Below are 22,246 nucleotides of genomic sequence, written 5' to 3' on the forward strand. Positions count from 1 at the left end.
CGAGGGCACGTCGTAGGGTGGAGGCATGCGCCGTCATATCCCGCTCCGGGTCGCAGGTGCACTCGCGTGCATCGTCGTTCTCTCGACAGCGGGCGTTGCCAGCGCGCGGACACAACCCGTCGCGCAGATCCGTCCCGCAGTCGTGCAGCCGGCAGTCGTGCAGCCGGCTGAACCGGGCGGGCCGGCGGTACGGGCGGAGGAACTCGTCGCTGAGATGACCACCGCACAGCAAGCCGCGAGCATCGTGATGGGTCACATCCCATCGACCGATCCCTCGGCGCTGTCGGCGTACATGTCGAGCACCGGTATCGGCGGTTTCATCCTCATGGGCGCGAACGTGCCGGGCAGCGAGGCGGAGTTGCAGGCGGTGACTGCCTCACTCACTGTCGATGAGGAACTGCCCCCACTGATCGCGATAGATCAGGAAGGCGGGTACGTCTCGCGTCTGCCATGGGACGATTTCGCCGCGTCATCCACGTTGAAAGACCGACCTGCCGCCGAGACCTCAGCGGCATTCGCCGCGCGAGCCTCACTGGTGGCACGCGGCGGTGCGAATGTGAACTTCGGCGTCGTCGCCGATACCACCGCAGACACGTCGTCGTTCATCTTCGGGCGCTCGCTCGGCGCTGACCCTGCGGCGGCGGCGGATCGTGTGGCCGCCGCCGTCACGGCTGAAGAGCCGTTCGTCGCCTCCACGCTCAAGCACTTTCCCGGCCACGGCGCCGCACCCGGTGACTCGCACGAGCTGATCCCCAGCACCGATAAATCCTTCGAACAGTGGCAGCAATCAGACGCGCTGCCGTTCATGGGGGGCACCGACGCTGGGGCTTCGCTGCTGATGTTCGGTCACCTGTCGTACACCGCGGTCGATTCCGCACCCGCCTCCCTCTCCGCGCGCTGGCATGAGATCGCCCGCGATGAACTGGGCTTCGAAGGGGTCATCGTGACTGATGACCTGGGGATGCTGCAGTCCACCGGCATCCCGGAGTATGCCGATCCTGTCGCCAATGCCGTGGTAGCAGTCGCTGCGGGAAACGACCTCGTACTGGCGATCGCGCACTCCACGCCAGAGAGCGCAGCGCAGTTGACAGCGGGGATTGTCGCTGCCGTTGAGACCGGAGAACTTCCCTCGGAGCGCCTTCAGGACGCCGCAGAGCGCGTCATGACACTGCGGCTGGCGCGCGCAGCATCCAGTGCCGTCTGGTCGCCTTGCGCGGACTGCGCGCCAGCATCCTGAGCCGAACCCAGCCAGGCATCCAGCATCCGCGTGCGCAGCGCGTTGCCGCGCTCGGCGAAACCACGCTGTCTGCGCACATACTCTGCCTTGCCTTCGGCCGTTTCGATCGGCACAGGCACCACGTCCCAGGCGGAGAGGTCGTACGGCGCCGCCTCCATATCGAGCAGGCGGATATCCCGCGCCAGCTCGAAGGTATCAAGCAGCAGTTCGCCGGGGATGAGCGGCCCGAGCTTCATCGCCCACTTGTAGAGGTCCATGCCGGCATGCAGACATCCAGGTTGCTCGAACTCCGGCTGGTCAGCCCGGCTCAGCAGCTGGCGATTGCGTGGCACGGCATCCGGTGTGAAGAAACGGAATGCGTCGAAGTGCGTGCAGCGCAGGTCATTCGACTCGACGACAGCGTCAGTGCCGTCCTGACCGAGGCGCAGGGGTGCAGGATGCCGGTGCGCATCGTCACGGTAGACCATTGCCCACTCGTGCAAGCCGAAGCAACCGAACTGTCCTGGTCGCGCGGCAGTGCGACGCAGTATCCGCTCCACAAGCTCCGCTAGCTGCGCTTTCTCTCGTCCGAATGCGCTGGCGTCGGGAATGACTGAGTTCGGTACCAGGCCGGGGGAGTACCAGCGCCAGTCGCTCCGCTCCGATGCATCATCCAGCTGCACTCCGGCGCCGGGATGCCACCGCCGCAGCTGCGCGGGCGAGTAGGAATAGTACGTGTGCAGAAAGTCCCAGACCGGATGCTTTTCACCGCGCGCCGCGCGCTCACGGTGCGCGGAGGTCAACGAATCCGCGCGCTCGTGATGAGCGCTCTCGCGTAGGTGCCAGGCCGTGCGATCGAGCGGGGACGACGCAGACATCAGTGCAGGATGCCTGCCTCGGTCAGCCGCTCGCGGAGGCCTGCACCATCGGACGCCTCGACCCACGGGGTGGTGCCTTCTGGATGGTCGTCGTCGGTGGCGCGACCACCGGCCAGGATGGCCTCGGTTGCGGAGAGCTGTCGGATGGCGACGCCTGCGACGGCATCCGGGTGCTCCTGCATGAACTCGCTGTAGATCGACTCGTCGTGCTGTCCGTCGTCGCCGATCAGCAGCCACCGTACCTGCGGGAACTCTGTTGCGAGTCGGCGCAGGTTACTGAGCTTGTGCTCTCGGCCGCTGCGGAACCAGCGATCGTGCGTGGGCCCCCAGTCGGTGAGCAGCATGGAACCGTCGGGGAACAGATGGCGGTTCATGAAGCGGCTGAGCGTCGGGGCGACATTCCACGCGCCGGTGGAGAGATAGACCATCGGTGCTCCTGGATGCTGACGCACCAGCTGCTCAAGCAGCACCGCCATGCCTGGCACCGGAAGGCGGGCATGCTCGTCGACGACGAAAGAGTTCCAGGCGGCGATGAACGGACGAGGCAGCGCCGTGACCATGACAGTGTCATCAATGTCCGAGAGCACGCCGAATCCCACGTCATCGCCGACGATGAATGCGGTCGCCTCGACCGGGTCTTGGTTCTCGACGGTCATGGTGAATGTCTGCCAGCCGGCGGCGAGGTCAGCCTTGATCACTGTGTCGATCACGCCACCGCGGTCGGCGATGACATCGTGTGTGCGACCGGAGATCGTGACGTGCACCTTGGCGAAGCTCACCGGGATGCCGACGAAGCTTCTCCACCCGCGCACACTGGGCTGGCCACCATTCTCGGTGTGGCGCTGCGGCGGCACGATCAGCACACGGCCGACGACGCGAACCCAGCCGCTGCCGCCATAGCCGGCGAACGGCAGCATCGTTGCTGTGCGTCCACGACGACGCGCCCGGCTCTCTCGCCACACGTGCAGGCGGTGCTCCAGGCGCGCGAACCAGTGGATCCTGGTGGTGTTAGCGCTGTCTTCAGGCATCAGCTCAGTCTTTCATGCCTGACGCGGCATCCTCGCCCTCATCGCCGACGTGCATGTGCCGAGCTTCCCAGCGGGTAAGGAGTTTCTTGCCGAAGAAGACCAGCAACAGGAAAACGATGATGACGCCGACGAACACGTACCCGGCGAAGTGCACTCGGTCGACGAGTTCACGGAACGTCCCGGCAGCCAGTGACGTCACGCTGACATACGCGGTCGCCCAGAGTACGCAGGCGGGTGCCGTCCATGCCAGGAAACGGCGGTACGAGTATGTGCTCATTCCTACGGTGAGGGGAACGAGGGAGTGCAGAACAGGCAGGAACCGGGAGATGAAGATCGCTACACCGCCCCGGCGCTGCAGATATCGCTCTGCCTGTTGCCAGTGCCTCTCACCGATTTTCCGTCCTACCCAGGAGTGTCGGATGCGCGGGCCGAGCCAGCGGCCAAGCCAGAAACCGATGCTCTCGCCGATGAGGGCGCCGATCACGACGGCGACGACCATCGCGATCGCCTCAGTCCAACCTTCGACGCCCATGGAGGCGATGATCACGATGGTGTCGCCGGGAACGATCAGTCCGATCAGGATGCTGGTCTCCAGCATGACGGCGACACCGGCGATCAGTGTGCGGGCGACCGGGTCGACAGCCTGCACGGCATCGAGAAGCCATTGGAGAAAGTCGTCCACGCACCCGAGAATACGTGCTCGGCCGCACCTTACGCTGAGAGGGTGCCGCACCATTTGCCCCTGGACCTTCGACGTACGGATTTGCCGGTTGACGTCAAAGCGCTTTTCGGTGTTCTCGAGGCCCGGTTCAACGACGTTTTCTGGCTGGATGCCGGGGATGGCGCCGCCACGGGATGGAGCATTCTCGGGGTGGGGGAGATGGATGCCGAGGGCCCAGGTGGTGTGTCGCTCGATGTGCCTTCACCGGGGCTCAAGGACGCTCCGCCGTTCCGCGGCGGCTGGGTCGGGTGGCTGGACTACGAATCCGGTGCACAGGCGGCGGGTGCGCCCGCTGCCACCTCCGAGGGCGGTCCCGCTTGGATGCGGGTCCAGGGTGCTGTCGCACTAGATCACGCCACGGGGGCCGCGTGGATGCTGGGCTCTGCAATCCAGATCGAGGGCTGGCTGCACGCGGCGGCGGCATCCGATGGAGACATGGCGCTTTCTGCGGTGGAGGCTCCCGCGCGCACTTGGGCCACCGCTCGACACGATCCAGACCAGTACGCGGTGCTCATCGAGCGATGTCGCGAGGCGATCCGAGCCGGAACCGCTTACCAGCTCTGCCTCACGACACGGTTCGACGTGGTGGGGCGTCATGATCCGGTGCAGACCTATCTACGGCTGCGCACAGCGACCCCCGCCCACCATGGCGGATTCGTCCGGATCGGTGACAGAGCGCTGCTCAGCGCCAGCCCGGAGACATTCCTGCACGCGTCCGGTGGGCGCATCCAGACTCGACCGATCAAGGGAACCCGTCCTCGCGGAGCGGATGCAGAGACCGATGCCGCGCTCGCCGCAGAGCTCTTGGACAGTGCGAAGGAGCGCGCCGAGAACGTCATGATCGTCGATCTGATGCGCAACGATCTCTCGCGAGTGTGCGTGCCGGGCACGATCCGCGTCGACGGGCTCTGGGAGGTGGAGTCATATCCGGCCGTGCACCAGCTGGTCAGCACGGTGAGTGGCCAGGCGGCGGCTGGACTCACTGTTCGGACGCTGTGGGACGCCGCGTTTCCGGCCGGGAGCATGACCGGGGCGCCCAAGCTCTCGGCGATGACGGTGTTGAACGAGCTCGAGGCAGATGCTCCGCGTGGCGTGTACAGCGGATGCTTCGGCTATGTGGGCGTGGACGGCGCATTGGATCTGGCGATGGTGATCCGCAGCATCCTGATCGACGCGGAACGTGCAGTGATCGGCGCGGGCGGCGGGATCACCTGGGGCTCTGTTGCCGGCGCAGAAGTCGATGAAGTCGCCACGAAGGCGCGAGCGCCGCTGGCCGCGCTCGGTGCAGAGCTACCAGAGGCCTGGCGCCGCGGGTGATCCGATATCCTGGAAGTTCCTGACTTCTGCAGTTCAAATGAATCTGTGCAGTCCGCTTCCTGAGATTGGCCGTTCGTTGTCTGAAAATCTGTCTTCCTCCACTGAGCTCGCCGACGAGTCCCCGTCGACGCACGCCATCCAAGCCAAGTGGCAGAAGTACTGGGCCGATAACGAGACGTTCCTCGCCGGTGGTGTGGAAGACACCCGCCCGCGCAAGTACGTGCTGGCGATGTTCCCCTATCCCTCGGGCGACCTGCACATGGGGCATGCCGAAAACTACCTCTACTCCGACATCGTCGCGCGCTTCTGGCGTCACCGCGGGCACAACGTGCTCAACCCGATCGGGTGGGACTCCTTCGGCCTGCCCGCCGAGAACGCAGCCATCCGTCGCGGCGCCGATCCGCGCGAGTGGACGTACGAGAACATCGCCCAGCAGAAGGTGAGTTTCAAAGCTTACGGCGCCTCGTTTGACTGGTCGCGCGAGCTGCACACCTCGGACCCTGAGTACTACCACTGGAACCAGTGGCTGTTCCTGCAGCTACACGAGCGCGGTCTGGCATACCGGAAGAAGAGCCCGGTCAACTGGTGCCCGAATGATCAGACGGTGCTCGCGAACGAGCAGGTCGTCGACGGTCGCTGTGAGCGCTGCGGCGCCGAGGTCGTGAAGAAGAAGCTCACGCAGTGGTACTTCAAGATCACCGACTATGCCGACCGCCTGCTGGATGACCTGAACCAGCTCGAGGGCCGCTGGCCGCACAAGGTGCTGCAGATGCAGCGCAACTGGATCGGCCGTTCGATCGGTGCCGACGTTGACTTCCTCATCGAGGGACGCGAAGAACCGGTAACGGTGTTCTCCACGCGCCCAGACACCCTGCACGGCGCGACGTTCTTCGTGGTGGCTCCGGATGCCGACCTGGCCACGGAGCTCGCTGCTGGCGCGTCGCCCGCGGTGCAGACGGCTTTCCAGGAGTATCTCGCGAAGGTGCAGAAGACGACCGACATCGATCGTCAGGCCACTGACCGACCGAAGACGGGTATCTTCCTGGAGCGCTACGCGATCAACCCGGTCAACGGCGAGAAGCTGCAGGTCTGGGCGGCAGACTACGTGCTGGCCGACTACGGCACCGGCGCGGTCATGGCTGTGCCTGCGCACGACCAGCGTGACCTCGACTTCGCGCGTGCCTTCGACCTGCCCGTCAAGGTCGTCGTCGACACCATGGCTCCCGTCACCGGTGCGATGCCTGTCATCGAGGTCGACGAGGATGGCGTGCCGATCGACACCGGCGCTGCGAACTTCGATGACCAGCATCCGTCTGTCACGGGCGTCGCGCTTAGCGGCGATGGCCGAATGATCAACTCAGGCGACCTGAACGGTCTGTCCAAGCGCAATGCCGTCGCTCGCGCGATCGAGCAGTTGGTTGCCAATGGCACCGGCCGCGCGGCGAAGAACTACCGTCTTCGTGACTGGCTGATCTCGCGGCAGCGGTTCTGGGGTACGCCGATCCCGATGCTGCACCACGAAGACGGCCACGTCACTCCGGTTCCCGAGGACCATCTGCCGGTGAAGCTGCCGAGTGTGGACGGTCTGGATCTCTCGCCCAAGGGCACCTCGCCCCTCGGCGCGGCAGAGTCATGGATACGCACGGTTGACCCTGTCAGCGGCGACCCTGTGCTGCGCGATGCCGACACGATGGACACGTTCGTCGACAGCTCGTGGTACTTCCTGCGTTTCCTCTCGCCGAACAGCGACCAGTTCGCGTTTGACCCGACCGAGGCCGCGCGGTGGGCGCCGGTCGACTCGTACGTCGGTGGCGTCGAACACGCGATTCTGCACCTGTTGTACGCACGCTTCATCACGAAGGTGCTGTTCGACATGGGGCTGATCGACTTCACAGAGCCGTTCAGCAGCCTGATCAACCAGGGCATGGTCATTCTCAACGGCGCGAAGATGTCGAAGAGCAAGGGCAACCTGGTGCTGTTCGAGGACGAACTCGACAAGCACGGGGCCGATGCGGTGCGCGTGAGCCTAGCTTTCGCCGGTCCGGTGGAGGATGACAAGGACTGGGCGGACGTCTCGACGACGGGCTCCCAGAAGTTCCTCGCTCGTGCAATGCGTCTGGCAGGCGAGGTGTCGAGCCCGGTCGACGTGCTGTTCAAGGACGGCAATGCCGTGCTGCGGCGGGGCACGCATCACCTGCTTGCTGAGGCTCCAGCACTGGTCGAGCAGACAAAGTTCAATGTGCTTGTGGCTCGCCTGATGGAGCTGGTGAACCTCACCCGCAAGACGATCGACTCCGGTGCCGGCGCGGCAGACCCGGCCGTCCGCGAAGCGGTGGAGACGATCGCTGTGATGCTCGACCTCATCGCTCCGCACACCGCGGAGGAGATGTGGGAGGCGCTCGGACACGAGCCGTCTGTCGGACTGGTGACCTGGCGTCAGGCAGACCCTGCACTCTTGGTCGAAGACACGGTCACGGCTGTGGCGCAGGTCGGCGGCAAGGTGCGGGCACAGTTCGAGGTGTCGGCCAAGATCAGCGAGGCGGAGCTAGAAGCGCTTGCGCGTGCTGACGAGCGTGTCATCCGCGCGATCGGCGACAAGGAGATCGTGAAGGTGATTGTTCGCGCTCCGAAGATCGTGAGCTTCGCCGTCAAGGGCTGAGTCTGTCGCAGGTAGTTCTTCTTCTTCGTCTGCACAGCTCAGCGCCGGAGTGAGTTGTGCACGGATGCCGTGATTCCGGCATCCTGCGGGGCGTCAAAGTGCCTAACGTGGCGGAGTGTCAGCGACTGAACCGGCCCCCGCAGTCCCGGCACGCTCGCGCCTGCGGCTGAGTATCGGCGCAGCTGTCGTGCTCGGTCTTGTCGTGCTGTCAGCCGCCGTGGGGCTCGGCATCATGCGCGGGCAGGCTCAGCCAGTGCAGACTGTTCCGACCGACGCATCGTCTGATCAGCTGTCGGTCGCCGGCGAGCTTTACGTGCACGTGCTCGGGCAGGTCACGCATCCGGGGCTCTACGTGCTCGAGACCGACGCCCGCGTCGTCGATGCTCTTGCGGCGGCCGGGGGCACGCTTGACGATGCCGACCTGCAGGCGGTGAACCTCGCTCGGCCGCTGAGCGACGGCGAGCAGCTGATCGTCCCGGTGGTCGGGGCAGCTGCAGAAGGCGGTGGTTCTCCGCAGGTCGGCGATGGCCTGATCGACCTCAATAACGCCGATCAGGCGGCGCTTGAGGAGCTGCCGAGAATCGGGCCCGCGTTGGCCCAGCGCATCATCGACTGGCGCGACAAGAACGGCCGCTTTCAGTCGGTGGAAGATCTACTCGCAGTGCCGGGAATCGGCGAAAAGATGCTCGCTGGTTTGAAAGACCTGGTGCGCGTGTGAACGGATCCACCCGGGTGCGGGACCTGCGCCTGGTGCCTCTCGCGCTGGCGGTGTGGGGCGTAGCTTTCGTCTGTGTTTTCCTGCCTGCAGCGGCGTGGTGGTGCGCGGGGGTCACCACCGTAGGCGGGCTGGTGATGCTCATCGTGATGGTTCGACAGACCGGGCGCGCACGCCAGCCAGGGCCAGCGGACCAGGCGAGGGGCGGATTGCTGGTCGTGGTGTCTCTGGCCATGGCTGCAGCTGCCATGACGGCGGGGTTCGCTGGACCCGAACGTGCCGCAGCGGCAGAACTTGACGGCCGCGTCATCGAAGTCCTGGCGGAAGTCTCGTCGTCATCGTCGGTGGGCAGTGACGGGCGCCTGTGGTTCGATGTGCAGTCCGAGTATGCCGGAACTCCTGGTTCACCCGACGCACTGTCCGTGCCCATGCGTGTAGGCGTCGAACGCATCCCCGGCATCGAGCTGGGCGCTCTCATTCGCGTCCTCGGACAGGCGAAGATCACGGATCCGGGGGAGCGCTCCGCGCTGGTCGTCTTCGGCACGACGGTGGAGATCGTGGAACCCGCGCGCGGCGTCTTCGGCGTTGCCGCGCACGTGCGGGAGGAGTTTGTCGCGCGCGCCGGGTCACTGCCTGAGCCCGGCGCAGGCCTGCTGCCAGGACTCGCGGTCGGCGACACCAGGGCCGTCTCGGAGGAGCTCAACGCTGCCATGCTCAGCTCAGGACTCAGTCACCTCACGGCTGTCAGCGGGGCGAACTGCGCAATAGTCGTCGGAGCCGTGTTCTGGCTGGTATCGCTGTGTGGCGGTGGCCGCGCTCTGCGCGTCGTGCTGGCGCTGACGGCGCTGGCAGCATTCGTCGTGCTGGTCACTCCGGAGCCGAGCGTGATTCGCGCTGGGGTGATGGCTGGCCTTGCGATGCTGACACTGTTGTGCGGCCGCCCAAGCGCAGGAGTGGGTGTGCTCTGCCTCGCGGTAGTCGGCATCCTCATCGCCGACCCGTGGCTGGCGGCAACCCCGGGGTTCGCGCTTTCTGCTGCGGCGACCGCCGCACTGATCGTGCTGGCTCCGCCGCTATCTCGCGGTCTGTCCCGATGGATGCCACAGCCGCTGGCTCTAGCGATCGGCATTCCTCTCGCCGCTCAACTCGCCTGTGGCCCGGTCATCGCGCTGTTCGCTGAGCAGCAGTCGATCATCGGTATCCCGGCCAACATGCTGGCGGGCCCGGCCGCACCCATCGCGACGGTCATCGGACTGCTCGCGTGTCTTGCGGCTCCGATTCCTCCGCTGGCGGATCTGTTCGCGGCATCCGCATGGCTTCCTGCGGCGTGGATCTCGACCACAGCGACGGTATCTGCAGGGCTGCCGGGAGCGACGATGCTCGTGATCCCGGGGATCGGGGCGGCGCTGCTCGTCACTGTGCTGAGCGTGGCGCTCGGAGTGGTGTTGTGCACTGGCAGGTTCGCGGCCGTTCGGTGGGTGCGCGGAGCGTCGTTCGCTGTGCTCGTTGTCGCCATGGCGCTTGTTGGTGCGCGGATGCTTCTGACCGGCCCTCTGGTCGGAACGACGGTGCCAAACGAATGGGCTGTCGCGGCGTGCGACATTGGACAGGGCGACGCGCTTCTCGTGCGCTCTGATGACCAGATCGCACTGATCGACACCGGAATGGAGCCGGATCTGCTTTCGACGTGCCTGAATGCGCTCGAGGTCGACCGGATCGACTTGCTCGTGCTCACCCACTTCGATGCCGATCATGTCGGCGCGGTGTCTGTTGTCGAGGGCCGCGTGGGCACGGTGCTGCATGGCCCCACCGATTCGGTGCAGCAGACGGAACTGCTGGCAGGCCTGGCTCGGGCTGGCGCTCAGTTGGTCACGGCCTCCGCGGGCATGCATGGAACGTTGGGGGCCGCCTCATGGAACGTGTTGTGGCCGCGCAAAGACTCGGTGGCCTTTCCGGCGGGCAACGATGCCAGCATCGTGATGGAGTTCGCAGGCGGAGATGTGCCGCGATCAATCTTCCTCGGTGACCTCTCGGCGGTGCCACAGCGGATGCTCAGTCCACAGTTGCACGGGCCGTATGCGGTCGTGAAGGTCGCCCATCACGGCAGCGCCGATCAGGATCCTGGTCTGTACGCGCTTCTGAGGCCCGCTGTCGCGATCCTGAGCGCTGGCGAGGGCAACGACTACGGTCACCCGCGCGCGGAGACGATAGCGCTTGCAGAGGCCGCAGGTGCTCTCACCGTGCGCACAGATCTGCAGGGACGCATCCTGATCGGGCTGAAGAATGGCGAGCTGACTGTATGGACCGAGCGCGATGATAGCCTGAACGATGCCGCCGATGCGGACAGGTGAAGAACACTGCGCAGTCAGCGGTGGGGCGCCCGGGAGGGCGACCGCGGCGTGCGGGAGGTGCTGTTGACCTTGCGCGATCCGCCCGGAGCGCTCAGGATGAGTGCAGGGGAAATATGCAGGCGGACGAATCAAATCGAGAAAAGGACGTCGCATCCACCCGCGTCAAGCGGTTGATGCGCGTCTTTTATGCGTGCGTGGCGGCGTCTGCGCTCGTCGTCGCGGCAACCGGAGCGGGCATAGTCATCGTCGCCTCCGACGAGAACCCGCCGGAGGCCGCCGCCTCGATACGAGTGCACGACGAGTCGGATCACATCGAGGCGCTTGAGTCGCCCACCGCGGGGTTCTCCGACGTGGCGACACGATTCGCCGAGAGCGCGCTCGTCCAGGTGTCACCGCGCACCGCCAGTATCTACTCGGCGACGACGAAGAACGAGCTCGCCGCGATGGGTCGAGATGCCCGTGAAGCGCTCATCCGGTCGGCCATCGCGTCGGGTATGGATGTCGACCTCTCACGGTTTAAAGACGATGTAGCAATGTCGTCCGTCGGTAAATTTATCTGGCCTGTCGCGAACGCCAGAATCTCGGATAACTTCGGCACGCGCGGCGGGCGGCACGCCGGCATGGACCTCGCCGCAGCAGGAGGAACGCCGATCACTGCCGCCTCGCCCGGCATCGTCGTGCTCTCGAGCGAGTCGCACTCCGGGTATGGCGTCGCAGTCATCATTCAACACGTCAACGGCGTGCAGACGCTCTACGGACACATGACCTACGGCAGCCGCGTCGTTGAAGAGGGCGACTGGGTAGAAGCGGGAGATCCGATCGGTCTCGTGGGAAACACTGGCCGCAGTTTCGGAAACCACTTGCACTTCGAAGTACGGGTCAACGGCGTGGCCGTCGATCCGCGCGGTTACCTCGACGGCGCAGGCGATCCCGTCGAGGTCGCACCGTGGACCCCGAGGCCGGGGGGCGGCATGCCAGCGCAGGTTCCCGGGTCGTCGGAGCCCAAACCGTTGCCGAAGCCGAGTGGCACACCGACGCCCACGCCGAGTGGTACACCGACGCCCACGCCGTCTGGCACGCCGACCCCGTCTCCGACGGGTACTCCGGACCCGACTCCGACGCCGACGGACCCACCGGGAACGCCGACGCCGGATCCGACTCCCACGGTTCCGCCGACCACGCCGGAACCCACGGATCCTCCGGCTTCGCCTGAGCCGACGGCACCTCCTGCCTCACCTGAGCCGACGCAGCCTCCGGCCCCGACGCAGCCTCCGGCCTCGCAAGAGCCGACGGCGCCACCGGTCCCGACGGAGCCGACGGCGCCCCCGGCCTCGACGGCGCCAACGGCGCCCCCGGCCAGCACGCCTGAACCGTCGGCCTCCGCCGCGCCTGAGTAGTCCCGAGAACACTGTCCGTCGAGTGAGGCCTGTAGTGCGCGGCCGCAGGCCCACGCGCGGCGTTACCCAGACGCAGGACGCAGTCGGCGGAGCAGTGGCTTCAGGAAGTCGCTGCCGAAAGTGTGGGCCGAGCGCGATGACTGCCCGGTCGGCGCCGCCGATGTCGACGACCCCGGGTAGGCTCGAATCATGGCCGCTCCTCGTTCCTCAGCCCGTGGTGGTGCGAAAGCGACGAAGGTTCCGCAGGTGTCGTGGCGCGAGCCGCGTCCGGCCCCGCTCGTGCTCGTCTTCGGTCCGGAAGAAGTGTGTGCAGAGCGCGCGATTGCCGGCATCCGCGACTACCTGCGTGCGGAAGACCCGGCTCTCGAAGTCAGCGATGTGCGAGCCGATGACTACGCGCCGGGCACCCTGCTCGCGCTGACCTCGCCGTCGTTGTTCGGCGAACCGCGACTCGTCCGCGTGTCCGGCGTCGAGAAGTGCTCGGATGCGTTCCTGCAGGAGGCCGTCTCCTACCTTGAGCATCCGCAGGACGGTGCGACGGTGTTACTGCGGCACACCGGCGCGAGCGTGCGGGGGAAGAAGCTGCTGGACGCACTGCGAAACGGCACCGGCGGCGGCATCGAGATCGCGTGCCCGACGATCAAACGCGATGGCGACCGTGTTGACTTCGCCGCGGGGGAGTTCACAGCGGCTCGGCGACGGATCGCGCCTCAGGCTCTGCGTGCGCTGGTATCGGCCTTCGCGGATGATCTGACCGAGCTGGCGTCGGCCTGCCAGCAGCTGATCCGCGATATCGAGGGCGACATCAGTGAAGACACCGTCACCAAGTACTACGGTGGCCGCGTCGAGATCTCCGCCTTCGTCGTTGCCGATACGGCCATCGCTGGCCGGTATGGCGAAGCGCTGGTGGCACTGCGCCACGCGCTCGACTCCGGCGCCGACCCTGTGCCGATGGTCGCTGCCTTCGCGATGAAGCTGCGCACCATGGCCCGCGTGGCCGGTCAGCGCGAGCCCAGTCGCAGTCTCGCGCAGCGCCTCGGGATGAAGGACTGGCAGGTAGATCGAGCCCGTCGCGACCTGAGTGGCTGGAATGAGCGATCGCTGGGCCTTGCCATCCAGGCCACGGCGAGGGCAGATGCCGAGGTCAAGGGCGCTGCGCGCGACCCGATCTTCGCGCTGGAGCGCATGGTCACCGTCATCGCCACGCGTGCACCCTTCGGGGAGTAGGCCGTCTAGCCCTCCCGGGCCTCATCAGTGCTGCACACTTGCAGGGCCGATGCACGAACGCAGGGGCATCCGTACGATCGCCCTGCATCCGTACGATCGCCCTGCAGGTGTACGGCTGAGGACAGAGGAACGACGGCCGGGCACAGCAAGAAGCCCGCCCCGCGAACGGGACGGGCTATCTGAAGCGAACCAGCTCAGCTTGAATCAGCTCAGCTTGAATCAGCTCAGCTTGAATCAGCTCGGCTTGAATCAGCTAAGAGCCGAAACCTGCTTGGCGATCGAGGACTTGCGGTTCGCAGCCTGGTTCTCGTGAATGACGCCCTTGCTGACGGCCTTGTCGAGCTTCTTCGAAGCGACCTTCAGCGTTGCCTCGGCGGCGGGCTTGTCGCCCTTGGCGATGGCCGCGCGGGTGCTGCGGATGGCAGTCTTGAGTTCGGACTTCACTGCCTTGTTACGGGCCTGAGCCTTCTCATTGGTCTTGTTGCGCTTGATCTGCGACTTGATGTTTGCCACGCGTGGAAACTTCCGTTCAGTGATGGATGGGGTATGTCGTATGCGGGAAGAGGGCCGCAGTCCGACGGTCGTGCGGGGCGAACCCACACGCAAGCCAAGAACCAACTCTACCAGGTCTCGGACGCATTCATCGCGCGCCGCTGGCGCTGAGTGTTTCCGATGCGGCATGCTGGGCGCTATACGGGCGAAGGAGCTTTCCATGGCGGATGCAAGCGATCGACCCTTCTCGCCGCCGATCAGCATGCGCTGGTCGGCGGCGACCGCTGCGTTCCAGGTCGAAGGATCGCGCCACGCGGACGGCCGCGGGTGCTCGATCTGGGATGACTTCGTCGATACGCCAGGGCGAGTGAAGGATGCCTCGACCGCAGATCCTGGGCCCGCGAGCTACGAGCGCTACGAGGACGACATCGCTCTGCTTCGAGGACTCGGAGTCGACCGGTACCGCTTCTCGATCTCATGGGTGCGCGTGCAGCCGAGCGGCGGCGGCGCCGCGGAGCGCGCGGGTCTCGCTTACTACGACCGCCTGGTCGACGGGCTTCTCGACGCAGAAATCGTCCCGTTCCCGACGCTGTACCACTGGGATCTCCCCGCAACGTTGGAAGCCGCGGGTGGCTGGCTTGCGAGAGATACGGTCGAGCGATTCGCGGAGTACACCGAGATCGTGGCGGACGCTCTGGGCGACCGGGTCAAGAACTGGTACACGGTCAATGAGCCCGTCTCGACAGCGCTGCAGGGCTACGCGATCGGAGAGCTCGCCCCTGGCAGGCAGTTGCTGTTCGATTCTCTCCCCACCGTGCATCATCAACTTCTGGCACACGGGCGCGCCGCCGCGGTGCTGCGTGCGCATGGTGCGGACACCGTCGGCATAGCAAACAACCACACCTGGGTGCGTCCCGCTTCCGATTCTGAGGCCGACCAGGCCGCGGCGTACCTGTACGACGTGATCCACAACCGCCTGTTCGCCGATCCCGTGCTGACGGGCAGCTATCCAGATCTCACGCCTCTCGGCGTCGACCTTCCGATAAAGGACGGCGATATGGGCGTCATCTCCGCGGCATCCGATTTTTACGGAGTGAACTTCTACAACCCCACCACAATCGCCGCGGCGCCCGACGGAGCACCTGTGCCGTTCCTCCAGGTACCCACGCCCGGTGTGGAGCACACCGGCTTCGGAGAGCTGTGGCCCATCGAACCGGCGGCGCTCACGATGTTCCTCACAGACGCTGCCCGACGATACGGAGACAGGCTGCCACCGATCATCATCGGCGAGAATGGTGCGTCCTTCCCCGAACCGGACGTGGTCGACGGTCCGATCGACGATGACCGACGCATTGCCTACCTCGAGGGGCATATCGGCGCGGTCGCGGATGCCATCGCCCAGGGCGTCCGCATTGACGAGTACACGGTCTGGAGTCTGCTCGACAACTTCGAGTGGGCACACGGATTCACGCAGCGCTTCGGCCTCGTACACGTGAACCAGCAGACCTCGCACCGCACGCCCAAGGCCTCGTATGACTGGTACCGCGCGCTGATCACAAAGGCGCGCCGATGAAGGGCCTGATGCCGCGCGACGGACGCGTGGGCGGGGGATGGCTGACTCTGTTCGCTCTGGCGTGGCTTGCGGTCTGGACCGTGCAGTTGACACCCGTGCAACTGCTGCTCCCGCTTCAGCTGGACACTCCTGGAGGAGAGCACGACTGGATCACCGGCGTCATCTGGTCAGGGCTGATCCTGTCTGTCGGAGGAATGGCGGGGGTGATTGCGGGGCCGCTCGCAGGCATGCTGTCAGACCGCACCAGATCACGCTGGGGGAGACGCCGCCCCTGGGCGATCGGCGGGTCTCTACTGTCTGCCGCATCCCTCGTGCTCACCGGAACGGTCAGCGAGCCGGTCGCCGTCGGCGCGGCGTGGGTGGGCGTCTCGATCGGCGTCGCCGTGGTGTCAGCCGCGCTCACAGCTATGATCGCCGACCAGGTCTTCGCCCAGCGCGGCACCGCGTCTGCGTTCGTGAGTTCGGCCCAGGCAGTGGGAATCGTCGTGGGCGTCGGCGCCGTCGTGCTGCTGGGGCTTGGCGTGGTGGCGAGCTACATCATGCTCGCGGGGCTGATCCTCGTCGTCGGTGTGGGAACCGCGGTGCTGCTTCCAGACCCTCAGCCGACGTGGACTCGTCCGGCGTCGCAACAGAGCTGGCGAGAGCGGATGGGCGCGCTCCAAGACCGGAACTTCGTCTGGGTACTGGCCAGTCGCCTCACCGTGAACATCGGCAACGCGCTGGGCACTGCGCTGCTGCTCTTCTTCCTGCTGTACGGAATCGGATCGCCGGCCGCGAGTGCTGAAGATGACCTGCTGGTGCTCATCGTGATCTACACGATCTTCGTGGTCGCGGCATCTCTCATCGCGGGCTCCATCTCAGACCGCACCGGAAATCGAAAGTCCATCGTCATCATCGCGGCGCTCATCCAAGGGCTTTCCGCGGTGATGATCCTCATATCGCCGACCTTCCTCGGCACGGCGATCGCGGCCGCAGTGATGGGCGTCGGTTATGGCGCGTACATGGCGGTGAGTCTGGCGCTCGCAACCGATCTGCTGCCGAAGGCTTCGCATCACGCGCGTGATCTGGGCATAGTGAACGTCTCCGCCAGTCTCGGCCAGCTGTTGGGCCCGCTTCTGGGAGCAGGCCTGGTCGCGCTGGTGGGAGGCTTCTGGCTGCTGTTCCTCGCCGCTGGCATCCTGTCGGTGCTCGGTGCCGTTATGACTGTGGCGGTGCATCCTGCTGCAGTGTTGCGACAGCCACGTCCAACAGCGCATTGAATACCCGCGGACGCATCGCGGTGATCAGGTGCGAGGTGCGTGGCACGACGATCAGCTCGGAGTGCGGCGTGAGGCTTTGGAAGAGCCGCTCATGCGTGCGCAGTTGGTCGAACTGGCCGTTGATCCACCACAGCGGCATGGTCATCCGATGGAGGCCGGCCGCGAGATCGAGCGCGCCGAGGCTCGCCAATGCGACGTCCTGCGCGGCGAATGCGTAGCCGCCTGCGGCGAAATCACCTCTGGTCTCATCAGGCAGCGTTGCCGCGAGCACCTGGGAGGTGAGCCATTGCCCCTGGTCGGGGAGAGCGTTGAACGTGCGCGCAACGAAGCGATATGCGCTGAGCCCTGTGCCCCGAGGGAGGCCAGTGCAGGAGGCTCCGATGAAGCCAGCGATCGGCGGTGCGTCTTCGGCGCTGGCATAAGCGACCGAAAGCAGTCCACCCATGGAATGGCCCACGAGCAGCACCGGGCCTCGAGCGGCGGCATCCTGAACCGCCTCGTCGATGCTCGCCATTGCCGTATCGAGAGCGAATGTCTCGGCCATACGCGAACCGTGGCCGGGGAGGTCGACGGCTACGGCATCGACGCCTCGCTCGGCAAGATGCGCGAGCTGGGAGCGCCACATGGTGCGGGATGTGCGGATGCCATGCACGAGGACTACTTGGATGCTCATACACTCCAGCATAGAAAAAGCGGGGCCGGTGGATGAACCACCGACCCCGCTGGATGTTGCTAGGTGCTTACTTCTCCCAGCCCACGTTCTCTACGGGCTGGACGCCGAAGCCGTCCATGCCGACGTATGCCTCGGGGGTGAGGTTAGCAAGACCGGTCTTGACGGCCGAGATGATCGGACCGTTGTAGAGCGGGATGAGGCCCCAGTCCTGGAAGATCTCTGCCTCGAGCTTCATGGCCGCGGCCGTCTGCTCGTCTGCGGTCGCAAGCGACTCAACCTCATCGTGGATGCGCTGGTCCATCTCCGCCGACTGAACGCCGGAGAGGTTCAGGCCCATGTCCATGCAGTACAGCTGGCAGAACCAGGCAGCACCGAACGGGTCAGAAGAGGTGAAGCGCAGCGAAGAGACGTCCCAGTTCTTGGACACGTAGTCGTTCGAGAAGTCCGTCGACGGGCGAACCTCGACCTGCAGGTCGATGCCGACTGCCTTCTGCTGTGCCTGAAGCGCCTTGGCAAGCGCCTCGTTGGTCGGGCTGTCACTCCAGACCGGGTACACGACCGACAGCGTCTCGCCATCCTTCTCGCGGATGCCGTCGTCGTTCAGTTCCCAGCCGGCCTCTTCGAGAAGCGCGCTAGCGGCCTCAGGGTCGTACTCCCAGCCGGCCTCGGCGAGAGCGTTGCTGTAGCCAGGCTGGAACGGGAACAGCGTGAGCGAGCCAGCAGGCTCCTCTTCGTAGTCCAGACCGTTCCAAGCGATCTCCTTCTGCTGGTCGATGTTGATCGCCTTGAAGAAGGCTTCGCGGACCTTGACGTCCTCGAACTGCGGCTTGTCAGCGTCGACCTGGATCAGCGTGCTCGCGGTCTGCGTTGCGCGGTACAGCTCGATGTCGGTCATGTCCTTGACCTGCTCGAGGCGATCCTTGCTCGTGACCTCGACGGTGTCGATCTCGTCGGCCTTGAAGGCGTTGATGGAGGCCGAGGCATCCATCGCCTGGAAGGAGACCTTGTCGAGAAGAGGCTCATTGCCCCACCACAGCTCGTTCGGAACGAACGAGATGTACTGGGAGTTCGCGTCGAACTCCTCGATCTTGTACGGGCCTGCGCCCCACTCGGGGTGCGGGTCGCCGATCATGGCCTCGTTGAAGGTCGTCGGGTCGGCGAGCGCGGGGTGGATGATTCCCGTAAGGAAAGGCATCTCCGGCCATGCGAACTCACCGTCGAAGGTGACGACCGCGGTCTTTGCGGTGTCGCCCTGCTCAACCGAGGCGATCTGCTTGTAGCCGTCGGTCGCGTTCGGGGTGAAGCCTTCTTCCGTGGAGCGGTTGGCCTTCCACGTGGCGTCGATGGCGGTCCAGTCCATGTCGGTGCCGTCGTTCCAGTGCGCCTCATCCGTGAAGGTGAAGGTGATCTGGGTGTTGCCGTCTACAGTCTCGAGATCCCAGGCATCGAGGTAGGCGTCGTTCTTGTATGGAGTTCCGTCTGCCTCCATCAGCATCATCTGCGGCATGTACCAGGCGGCGACGCGCGTGGTGTCTGCAGACGCGTCACCGTTGAACGAGTTCAGCTGCTCCGGAATCTCGTTGATCGGGAAGCGGACTTCGCCTCCCTGGGCGAGGCTCTCGCGATCCTGCGGGTTGTAATCCGCGGCCTTGGTCTCGACGGGCGCTGCGCCGTTTTCGCCACCGTCACCGTTGTCGCCGGTGCCGGCTGCACAGCCCGCGAGGGCAAGTGCGAGGACTCCGCTGAACGCGATCGTCCCCATCAGCTTGTGCTGCTTCATGGTTCTCCTTCCGCCTTGCGGCGTGTCATAAGGCGAGAATAGTTCGCACGCCGGTCAAAATGCGGCGACCACAGTGAATCGGGACTAACTGTTATCGGACAGTGACCGACCGTTACCTGCCGGTAACACACTCAGCGCACAACAGGCTCGGCCTGCCGCGTTTCCGGGTTGAATATCAAACGGTCGCGCGTGCGCTCGATGTCAGGATCGGGCACGGGGATCGCCGAGAGCAACGCCTTCGTATACGGATGCTGGGGGTTCTCGAAGAGGTCGTTCACATCGCCGTGCTCGACGAAATCGCCGAGGTACATAACAGCGACGCGGTCTGCGATGTGCCGCACGACCGAGAGGTCGTGTGCCACAAACAGGTAAGACAGCCCGAGCTTGACCTTTAGCTCGTCGAGAAGGTTGATGACGCCGGCCTGGATCGACACGTCGAGGGCCGAAACCGGCTCATCGAGCACGATGATCTTCGGGTTCGTCGACAGAGCACGGGCGATGCCGATGCGCTGACGCTGTCCGCCGGAGAAGGCGCCGGGGAAACGGTCGATATGGGCAGGGTTCAGGCCGACCAGATCCATCAGCTCTGTGACGCGTCGGTGTACCTCAGCCTTGGGCGTGCCGATAGCACGCAGCGGCTCAGCGATCACATCGGCGACTGTCATGCGCGGGTCGAGCGCACCCATCGGGTCCTGGAACACGATCTGGATGTCGCGACGCACCTGGCGCTCGATGGAGCGGTTGGTGATGTCGTTGACGCTCGTGCCGTTGATGATGATGTCGCCATCGTGCTGCTTGACCAGATCCATGATCTGCAGGAGCGTGGTGGTCTTACCGGAGCCGGACTCGCCCACGATCGCCATCGTTTCGCCCTCGCGCACGTCGAAGCTGATGCTCTTGACAGCGTGCACCTCGCCGACCTTGCGCTTGAAGAATGCACCCTTCATGAGCGGGAACGTCTTGGTCATGTTGCGCACGTCGAGCGTGATGGGGCGTTCTTCGCGCGGCGTGCGGGTGAGATCGCTCTCCGGGATCGGCGGGATCGGATACACCGGAAGGCCGCCGATGAGGCCGCCGTCCTCGATCTCGTTCGCACGGATGCAGGCGACGCTGTGCGACGCGTTCGTGCCCGTCTGCACCGGTACGAGGTCAGGCTCTCGCGTACGGCAAGCATCCATGACGATGGGGCAGCGGTCTGCGAACGGGCAGGCATCCGGCAGGTTGATCAGCAGGGGAGGGTTGCCCTTGATCGGAATCAGCGGCTCCTTCTCTGCCTTGTCGACACGAGGGATCGCGCCGAGCAGACCGATGGAGTACGGCATCCGGGTGTGGTGGAAGAGCTCACCCACCGGAGCGTGTTCGATGGGGCGGCCTGCGTACATCACCATGACGTCGTCAGCCATGCGTGCGACTACGCCCATGTCGTGCGTGATCATGATGGTCGCGGCGCCGGTCTCATCCTGCGCCTTCTCGATCAGATCGAGAATCTGCGCCTGAATGGTGACATCGAGAGCCGTTGTCGGCTCGTCAGCGATGATCAGCTTGGGGTTGTTCGCCATGGCGATCGCGATCACCACGCGCTGACGCATTCCGCCGGAGAATTCGTGCGGGAAGCCCTTCATGCGCTTCTCGGGATCCGAGATGCCGACAACGCGCAGCAGTTCGATCGAGCGGTCCCAGGCTTCCTTCTTCGACATGCTGCGGTGCACCGTCAGCGCCTCGATCAGCTGGTCTCCAACTGTGAACACCGGGGTGAGCGAGGTCAGCGGGTCCTGGAAAATCATGGCGAGACCGTTGCCACGGATGACCGACATCTGCTTGTCGGATCTCCCGAGCAGTTCCTGGCCGTCATAGATGATCGAACCCGAAACACGGGCGTTCTCGTCGAGAAGGCCCATGATGGCGAGCGAGGTGACGGACTTTCCTGAACCAGACTCACCCACGATGCCGAGCGTCTTGCCTGCTTCGAGGTCGAAGGAGACGCCGCGCACAGCGTCGACCCGACCCGCCTCTGAAGCGAAGCTGACCGTGAGGTCGCGTACCGAGATGATGGCGCTCATGCTTGTCCTCCTGCAGCCGAGGTGGGATCGAGGGCGTCGCGCAGACCGTCGGCGACGAGCGCCATCGACACGGTCAGGAGCGTGAGCGCTGCTGCCGGGAAGTAGAACAGCCACGGCGCACTGGTGATTGTGTTCGCACCGGATCCGATCAGAGAACCGAGCGAGACATCAGGGATCTTCACGCCGAAGCCGATGAACGAAAGCCCGGTTTCGGCCATGACCGCCCCGACGATGCCGAGCGTGAAGTTGATCACGAGCAGCGAGCCGATATTAGGCAGAAGGTGCCGCATCACAATCTTCATGCCGGAAACACCCATGTAGCGAGCTGCGTGCACGTACTCGCGTTCACGCAACGACAGTGCGGTAGTCCAAACGACGCGAGCCGGGAAGTACCAGCCGACCACGAAGATCAGGATCAGCGCAATGACCCGCCAGTCACCGCCGGACTTGTTGGACAGGAGCGACAGGATGAGGAAGCTGGGGATCACCATCATGAAGTGAATGATGGTGAGGGTGATCCTCTCGGTCCAGCCGCCGAAGTAGGCCGCAGCCGTGCCGATGATCGCAGACAGCACTGTGGTGCCAACGGAAACACTCACTGCGATCATGAGTGAACGCTGCAGGCCAATGGCGACCTGGGCGAAGGCATCGTTACCCGACGCTGTGGTGCCGAACCAGTGTTCTGCCGAGGGTGGACTGCTGAGGTTCAGGAAGTCGAGCTCGATGTGGTCGTACTTCGCGATGAGTGGCGCGATGATCGCGAACAGCACGAGTAGGAGGAATATCGCGATGCCAGCGACCGCCGGCTTGTTGCGCATGAATCGTCGTGAGTACAACGTCCACTTCGACATCGGTTTGCTCGCGTCGAGTACGGGGTTCTCAATTGCGTCGATTGTCATG

Annotated in this window: 17 protein-coding genes; 9 read left to right on the forward strand and 8 right to left on the reverse strand. The window is 65.0% G+C overall.

The window, feature by feature from the left end; genetic code table 11:
* Nucleotides 1–25: 25 nt before the first annotated feature.
* Entirely contained in the window at nt 26–1,237 is a 1,212-nt protein-coding gene (locus AC1C2O_RS01210; RefSeq protein ID WP_495428605.1) for a glycoside hydrolase family 3 N-terminal domain-containing protein, read from the forward strand.
* On the opposite strand, the gene AC1C2O_RS01215 is transcribed toward AC1C2O_RS01210, so the two are convergent.
* Genes AC1C2O_RS01215 through AC1C2O_RS01225 form a run of 3 tightly spaced genes read right to left on the reverse strand, consistent with a single transcriptional unit; the run spans nt 1,141 to nt 3,804 of the window.
* Nucleotides 1,141–2,094 (reverse strand): 3-methyladenine DNA glycosylase, encoded by a 954-nt coding sequence (locus tag AC1C2O_RS01215; protein ID WP_495428606.1) that lies wholly within the window; start codon nt 2,092–2,094, stop codon nt 1,141–1,143. The genes AC1C2O_RS01210 and AC1C2O_RS01215 overlap by 97 nt on opposite strands.
* Nucleotides 2,094–3,122 carry an App1 family protein phosphatidate phosphatase gene (locus tag AC1C2O_RS01220; RefSeq protein ID WP_495428607.1) on the reverse strand — a complete coding sequence of 343 codons (1,029 nt, stop codon included), beginning with the start codon at nt 3,120–3,122 and terminating at the stop codon, nt 2,094–2,096. The genes AC1C2O_RS01215 and AC1C2O_RS01220 overlap by 1 nt, the downstream gene beginning before the upstream one ends.
* Nucleotides 3,123–3,126: 4 nt before the next feature.
* Nucleotides 3,127–3,804, reverse strand: a complete 678-nt coding sequence (locus tag AC1C2O_RS01225; protein WP_495428608.1) for a DedA family protein — start codon at nt 3,802–3,804, stop codon at nt 3,127–3,129.
* Nucleotides 3,805–3,846: 42 nt separating this feature from the next.
* On the opposite strand from AC1C2O_RS01225, the gene AC1C2O_RS01230 reads away from it, so the two are divergent.
* The 6 genes from AC1C2O_RS01230 to holA all read left to right on the forward strand — a co-directional run bounded on the left by AC1C2O_RS01230 (nt 3,847) and on the right by holA (nt 13,509).
* Nucleotides 3,847–5,160 (forward strand): anthranilate synthase component I family protein, encoded by a 1,314-nt coding sequence (locus AC1C2O_RS01230; protein ID WP_495428609.1) that lies wholly within the window; start codon nt 3,847–3,849, stop codon nt 5,158–5,160.
* 37 nt (nt 5,161–5,197) lie between these two features.
* Nucleotides 5,198–7,819, forward strand: a complete 2,622-nt coding sequence (leuS, locus tag AC1C2O_RS01235) for a leucine--tRNA ligase (RefSeq protein WP_495428610.1) — start codon at nt 5,198–5,200, stop codon at nt 7,817–7,819.
* Nucleotides 7,820–7,934: 115 nt separating this feature from the next.
* Nucleotides 7,935–8,537, forward strand: a complete 603-nt coding sequence (locus AC1C2O_RS01240) for a ComEA family DNA-binding protein (RefSeq protein ID WP_495428611.1) — start codon at nt 7,935–7,937, stop codon at nt 8,535–8,537.
* Nucleotides 8,534–10,885 carry a ComEC/Rec2 family competence protein gene (locus tag AC1C2O_RS01245; RefSeq protein WP_495428612.1) on the forward strand — a complete coding sequence of 784 codons (2,352 nt, stop codon included), beginning with the start codon at nt 8,534–8,536 and terminating at the stop codon, nt 10,883–10,885. The genes AC1C2O_RS01240 and AC1C2O_RS01245 overlap by 4 nt, the downstream gene beginning before the upstream one ends.
* 194 nt (nt 10,886–11,079) lie before the next feature.
* Nucleotides 11,080–12,282 carry a M23 family metallopeptidase gene (locus tag AC1C2O_RS01250; protein ID WP_495428613.1) on the forward strand — a complete coding sequence of 401 codons (1,203 nt, stop codon included), beginning with the start codon at nt 11,080–11,082 and terminating at the stop codon, nt 12,280–12,282.
* Nucleotides 12,283–12,471: 189 nt separating this feature from the next.
* A complete protein-coding gene (gene holA, locus AC1C2O_RS01255; RefSeq protein WP_495428614.1) occupies nt 12,472–13,509 on the forward strand; it encodes a DNA polymerase III subunit delta in 1,038 nt (345 codons plus the stop codon).
* Between the two features lie 249 nt (nt 13,510–13,758).
* On the opposite strand, the gene rpsT is transcribed toward holA, so the two are convergent.
* Nucleotides 13,759–14,022, reverse strand: coding sequence for a 30S ribosomal protein S20 (gene rpsT / locus AC1C2O_RS01260; protein ID WP_495428615.1), 264 nt, complete (start codon nt 14,020–14,022; stop codon nt 13,759–13,761).
* 199 nt (nt 14,023–14,221) lie between these two features.
* Here rpsT and AC1C2O_RS01265 point away from each other — a divergent pair, with 199 nt between their 5' ends.
* On the forward strand, nt 14,222–15,574 hold the full coding sequence (locus AC1C2O_RS01265; protein ID WP_495428616.1) for a GH1 family beta-glucosidase: 1,353 nt from the start codon (nt 14,222–14,224) through the stop codon (nt 15,572–15,574).
* Nucleotides 15,571–16,833, forward strand: coding sequence for an MFS transporter (locus AC1C2O_RS01270; RefSeq protein ID WP_495428617.1), 1,263 nt, complete (start codon nt 15,571–15,573; stop codon nt 16,831–16,833). Before AC1C2O_RS01265 ends, AC1C2O_RS01270 begins: the two co-directional genes overlap by 4 nt.
* Here the strand turns inward: AC1C2O_RS01270 and AC1C2O_RS01275 are convergent.
* The 4 genes from AC1C2O_RS01275 to AC1C2O_RS01290 form a co-directional block, all read right to left on the reverse strand.
* Nucleotides 16,772–17,506, reverse strand: a complete 735-nt coding sequence (locus AC1C2O_RS01275) for an alpha/beta hydrolase (protein WP_495428618.1) — start codon at nt 17,504–17,506, stop codon at nt 16,772–16,774. The genes AC1C2O_RS01270 and AC1C2O_RS01275 overlap by 62 nt on opposite strands.
* 67 nt (nt 17,507–17,573) lie before the next feature.
* Nucleotides 17,574–19,286: an ABC transporter family substrate-binding protein gene (locus tag AC1C2O_RS01280; protein ID WP_495428619.1), complete on the reverse strand. Its 1,713-nt coding sequence runs from the start codon at nt 19,284–19,286 to the stop codon at nt 17,574–17,576.
* Between the two features lie 131 nt (nt 19,287–19,417).
* Entirely contained in the window at nt 19,418–21,346 is a 1,929-nt protein-coding gene (locus tag AC1C2O_RS01285; protein ID WP_495428620.1) for an ABC transporter ATP-binding protein, read from the reverse strand.
* Complete coding sequence (locus tag AC1C2O_RS01290) at nt 21,343–22,245, reverse strand: ABC transporter permease (protein ID WP_495428621.1); 903 nt, start codon at nt 22,243–22,245, stop codon at nt 21,343–21,345. Before AC1C2O_RS01290 ends, AC1C2O_RS01285 begins: the two co-directional genes overlap by 4 nt.
* Nucleotide 22,246 lies beyond the last annotated feature (1 nt).

This window comes from Microbacterium sp. Y355 (genome assembly GCF_059445345.1).

Excerpts from the sequence above, each read along its gene's own strand:
- AC1C2O_RS01210 (WP_495428605.1), top strand. The coding sequence starts at position 26 with ATGCGCCGTCATATCCCGCTCCGGGTCGCAGGTGCACTCGCGTGCATC.
- AC1C2O_RS01215 (WP_495428606.1), bottom strand. The coding sequence starts at position 2,094 with ATGTCTGCGTCGTCCCCGCTCGATCGCACGGCCTGGCACCTACGCGAG.
- AC1C2O_RS01220 (WP_495428607.1), bottom strand. The coding sequence starts at position 3,122 with ATGCCTGAAGACAGCGCTAACACCACCAGGATCCACTGGTTCGCGCGC.
- leuS (WP_495428610.1), top strand. The coding sequence starts at position 5,198 with ATGAATCTGTGCAGTCCGCTTCCTGAGATTGGCCGTTCGTTGTCTGAA.
- holA (WP_495428614.1), top strand. The coding sequence starts at position 12,472 with ATGGCCGCTCCTCGTTCCTCAGCCCGTGGTGGTGCGAAAGCGACGAAG.
- AC1C2O_RS01265 (WP_495428616.1), top strand. The coding sequence starts at position 14,222 with ATGGCGGATGCAAGCGATCGACCCTTCTCGCCGCCGATCAGCATGCGC.
- AC1C2O_RS01270 (WP_495428617.1), top strand. The coding sequence starts at position 15,571 with ATGAAGGGCCTGATGCCGCGCGACGGACGCGTGGGCGGGGGATGGCTG.
- AC1C2O_RS01275 (WP_495428618.1), bottom strand. The coding sequence starts at position 17,506 with ATGAGCATCCAAGTAGTCCTCGTGCATGGCATCCGCACATCCCGCACC.
- AC1C2O_RS01280 (WP_495428619.1), bottom strand. The coding sequence starts at position 19,286 with ATGAAGCAGCACAAGCTGATGGGGACGATCGCGTTCAGCGGAGTCCTC.
- AC1C2O_RS01285 (WP_495428620.1), bottom strand. The coding sequence starts at position 21,346 with ATGAGCGCCATCATCTCGGTACGCGACCTCACGGTCAGCTTCGCTTCA.
- AC1C2O_RS01290 (WP_495428621.1), bottom strand. The coding sequence starts at position 22,245 with ATGACAATCGACGCAATTGAGAACCCCGTACTCGACGCGAGCAAACCG.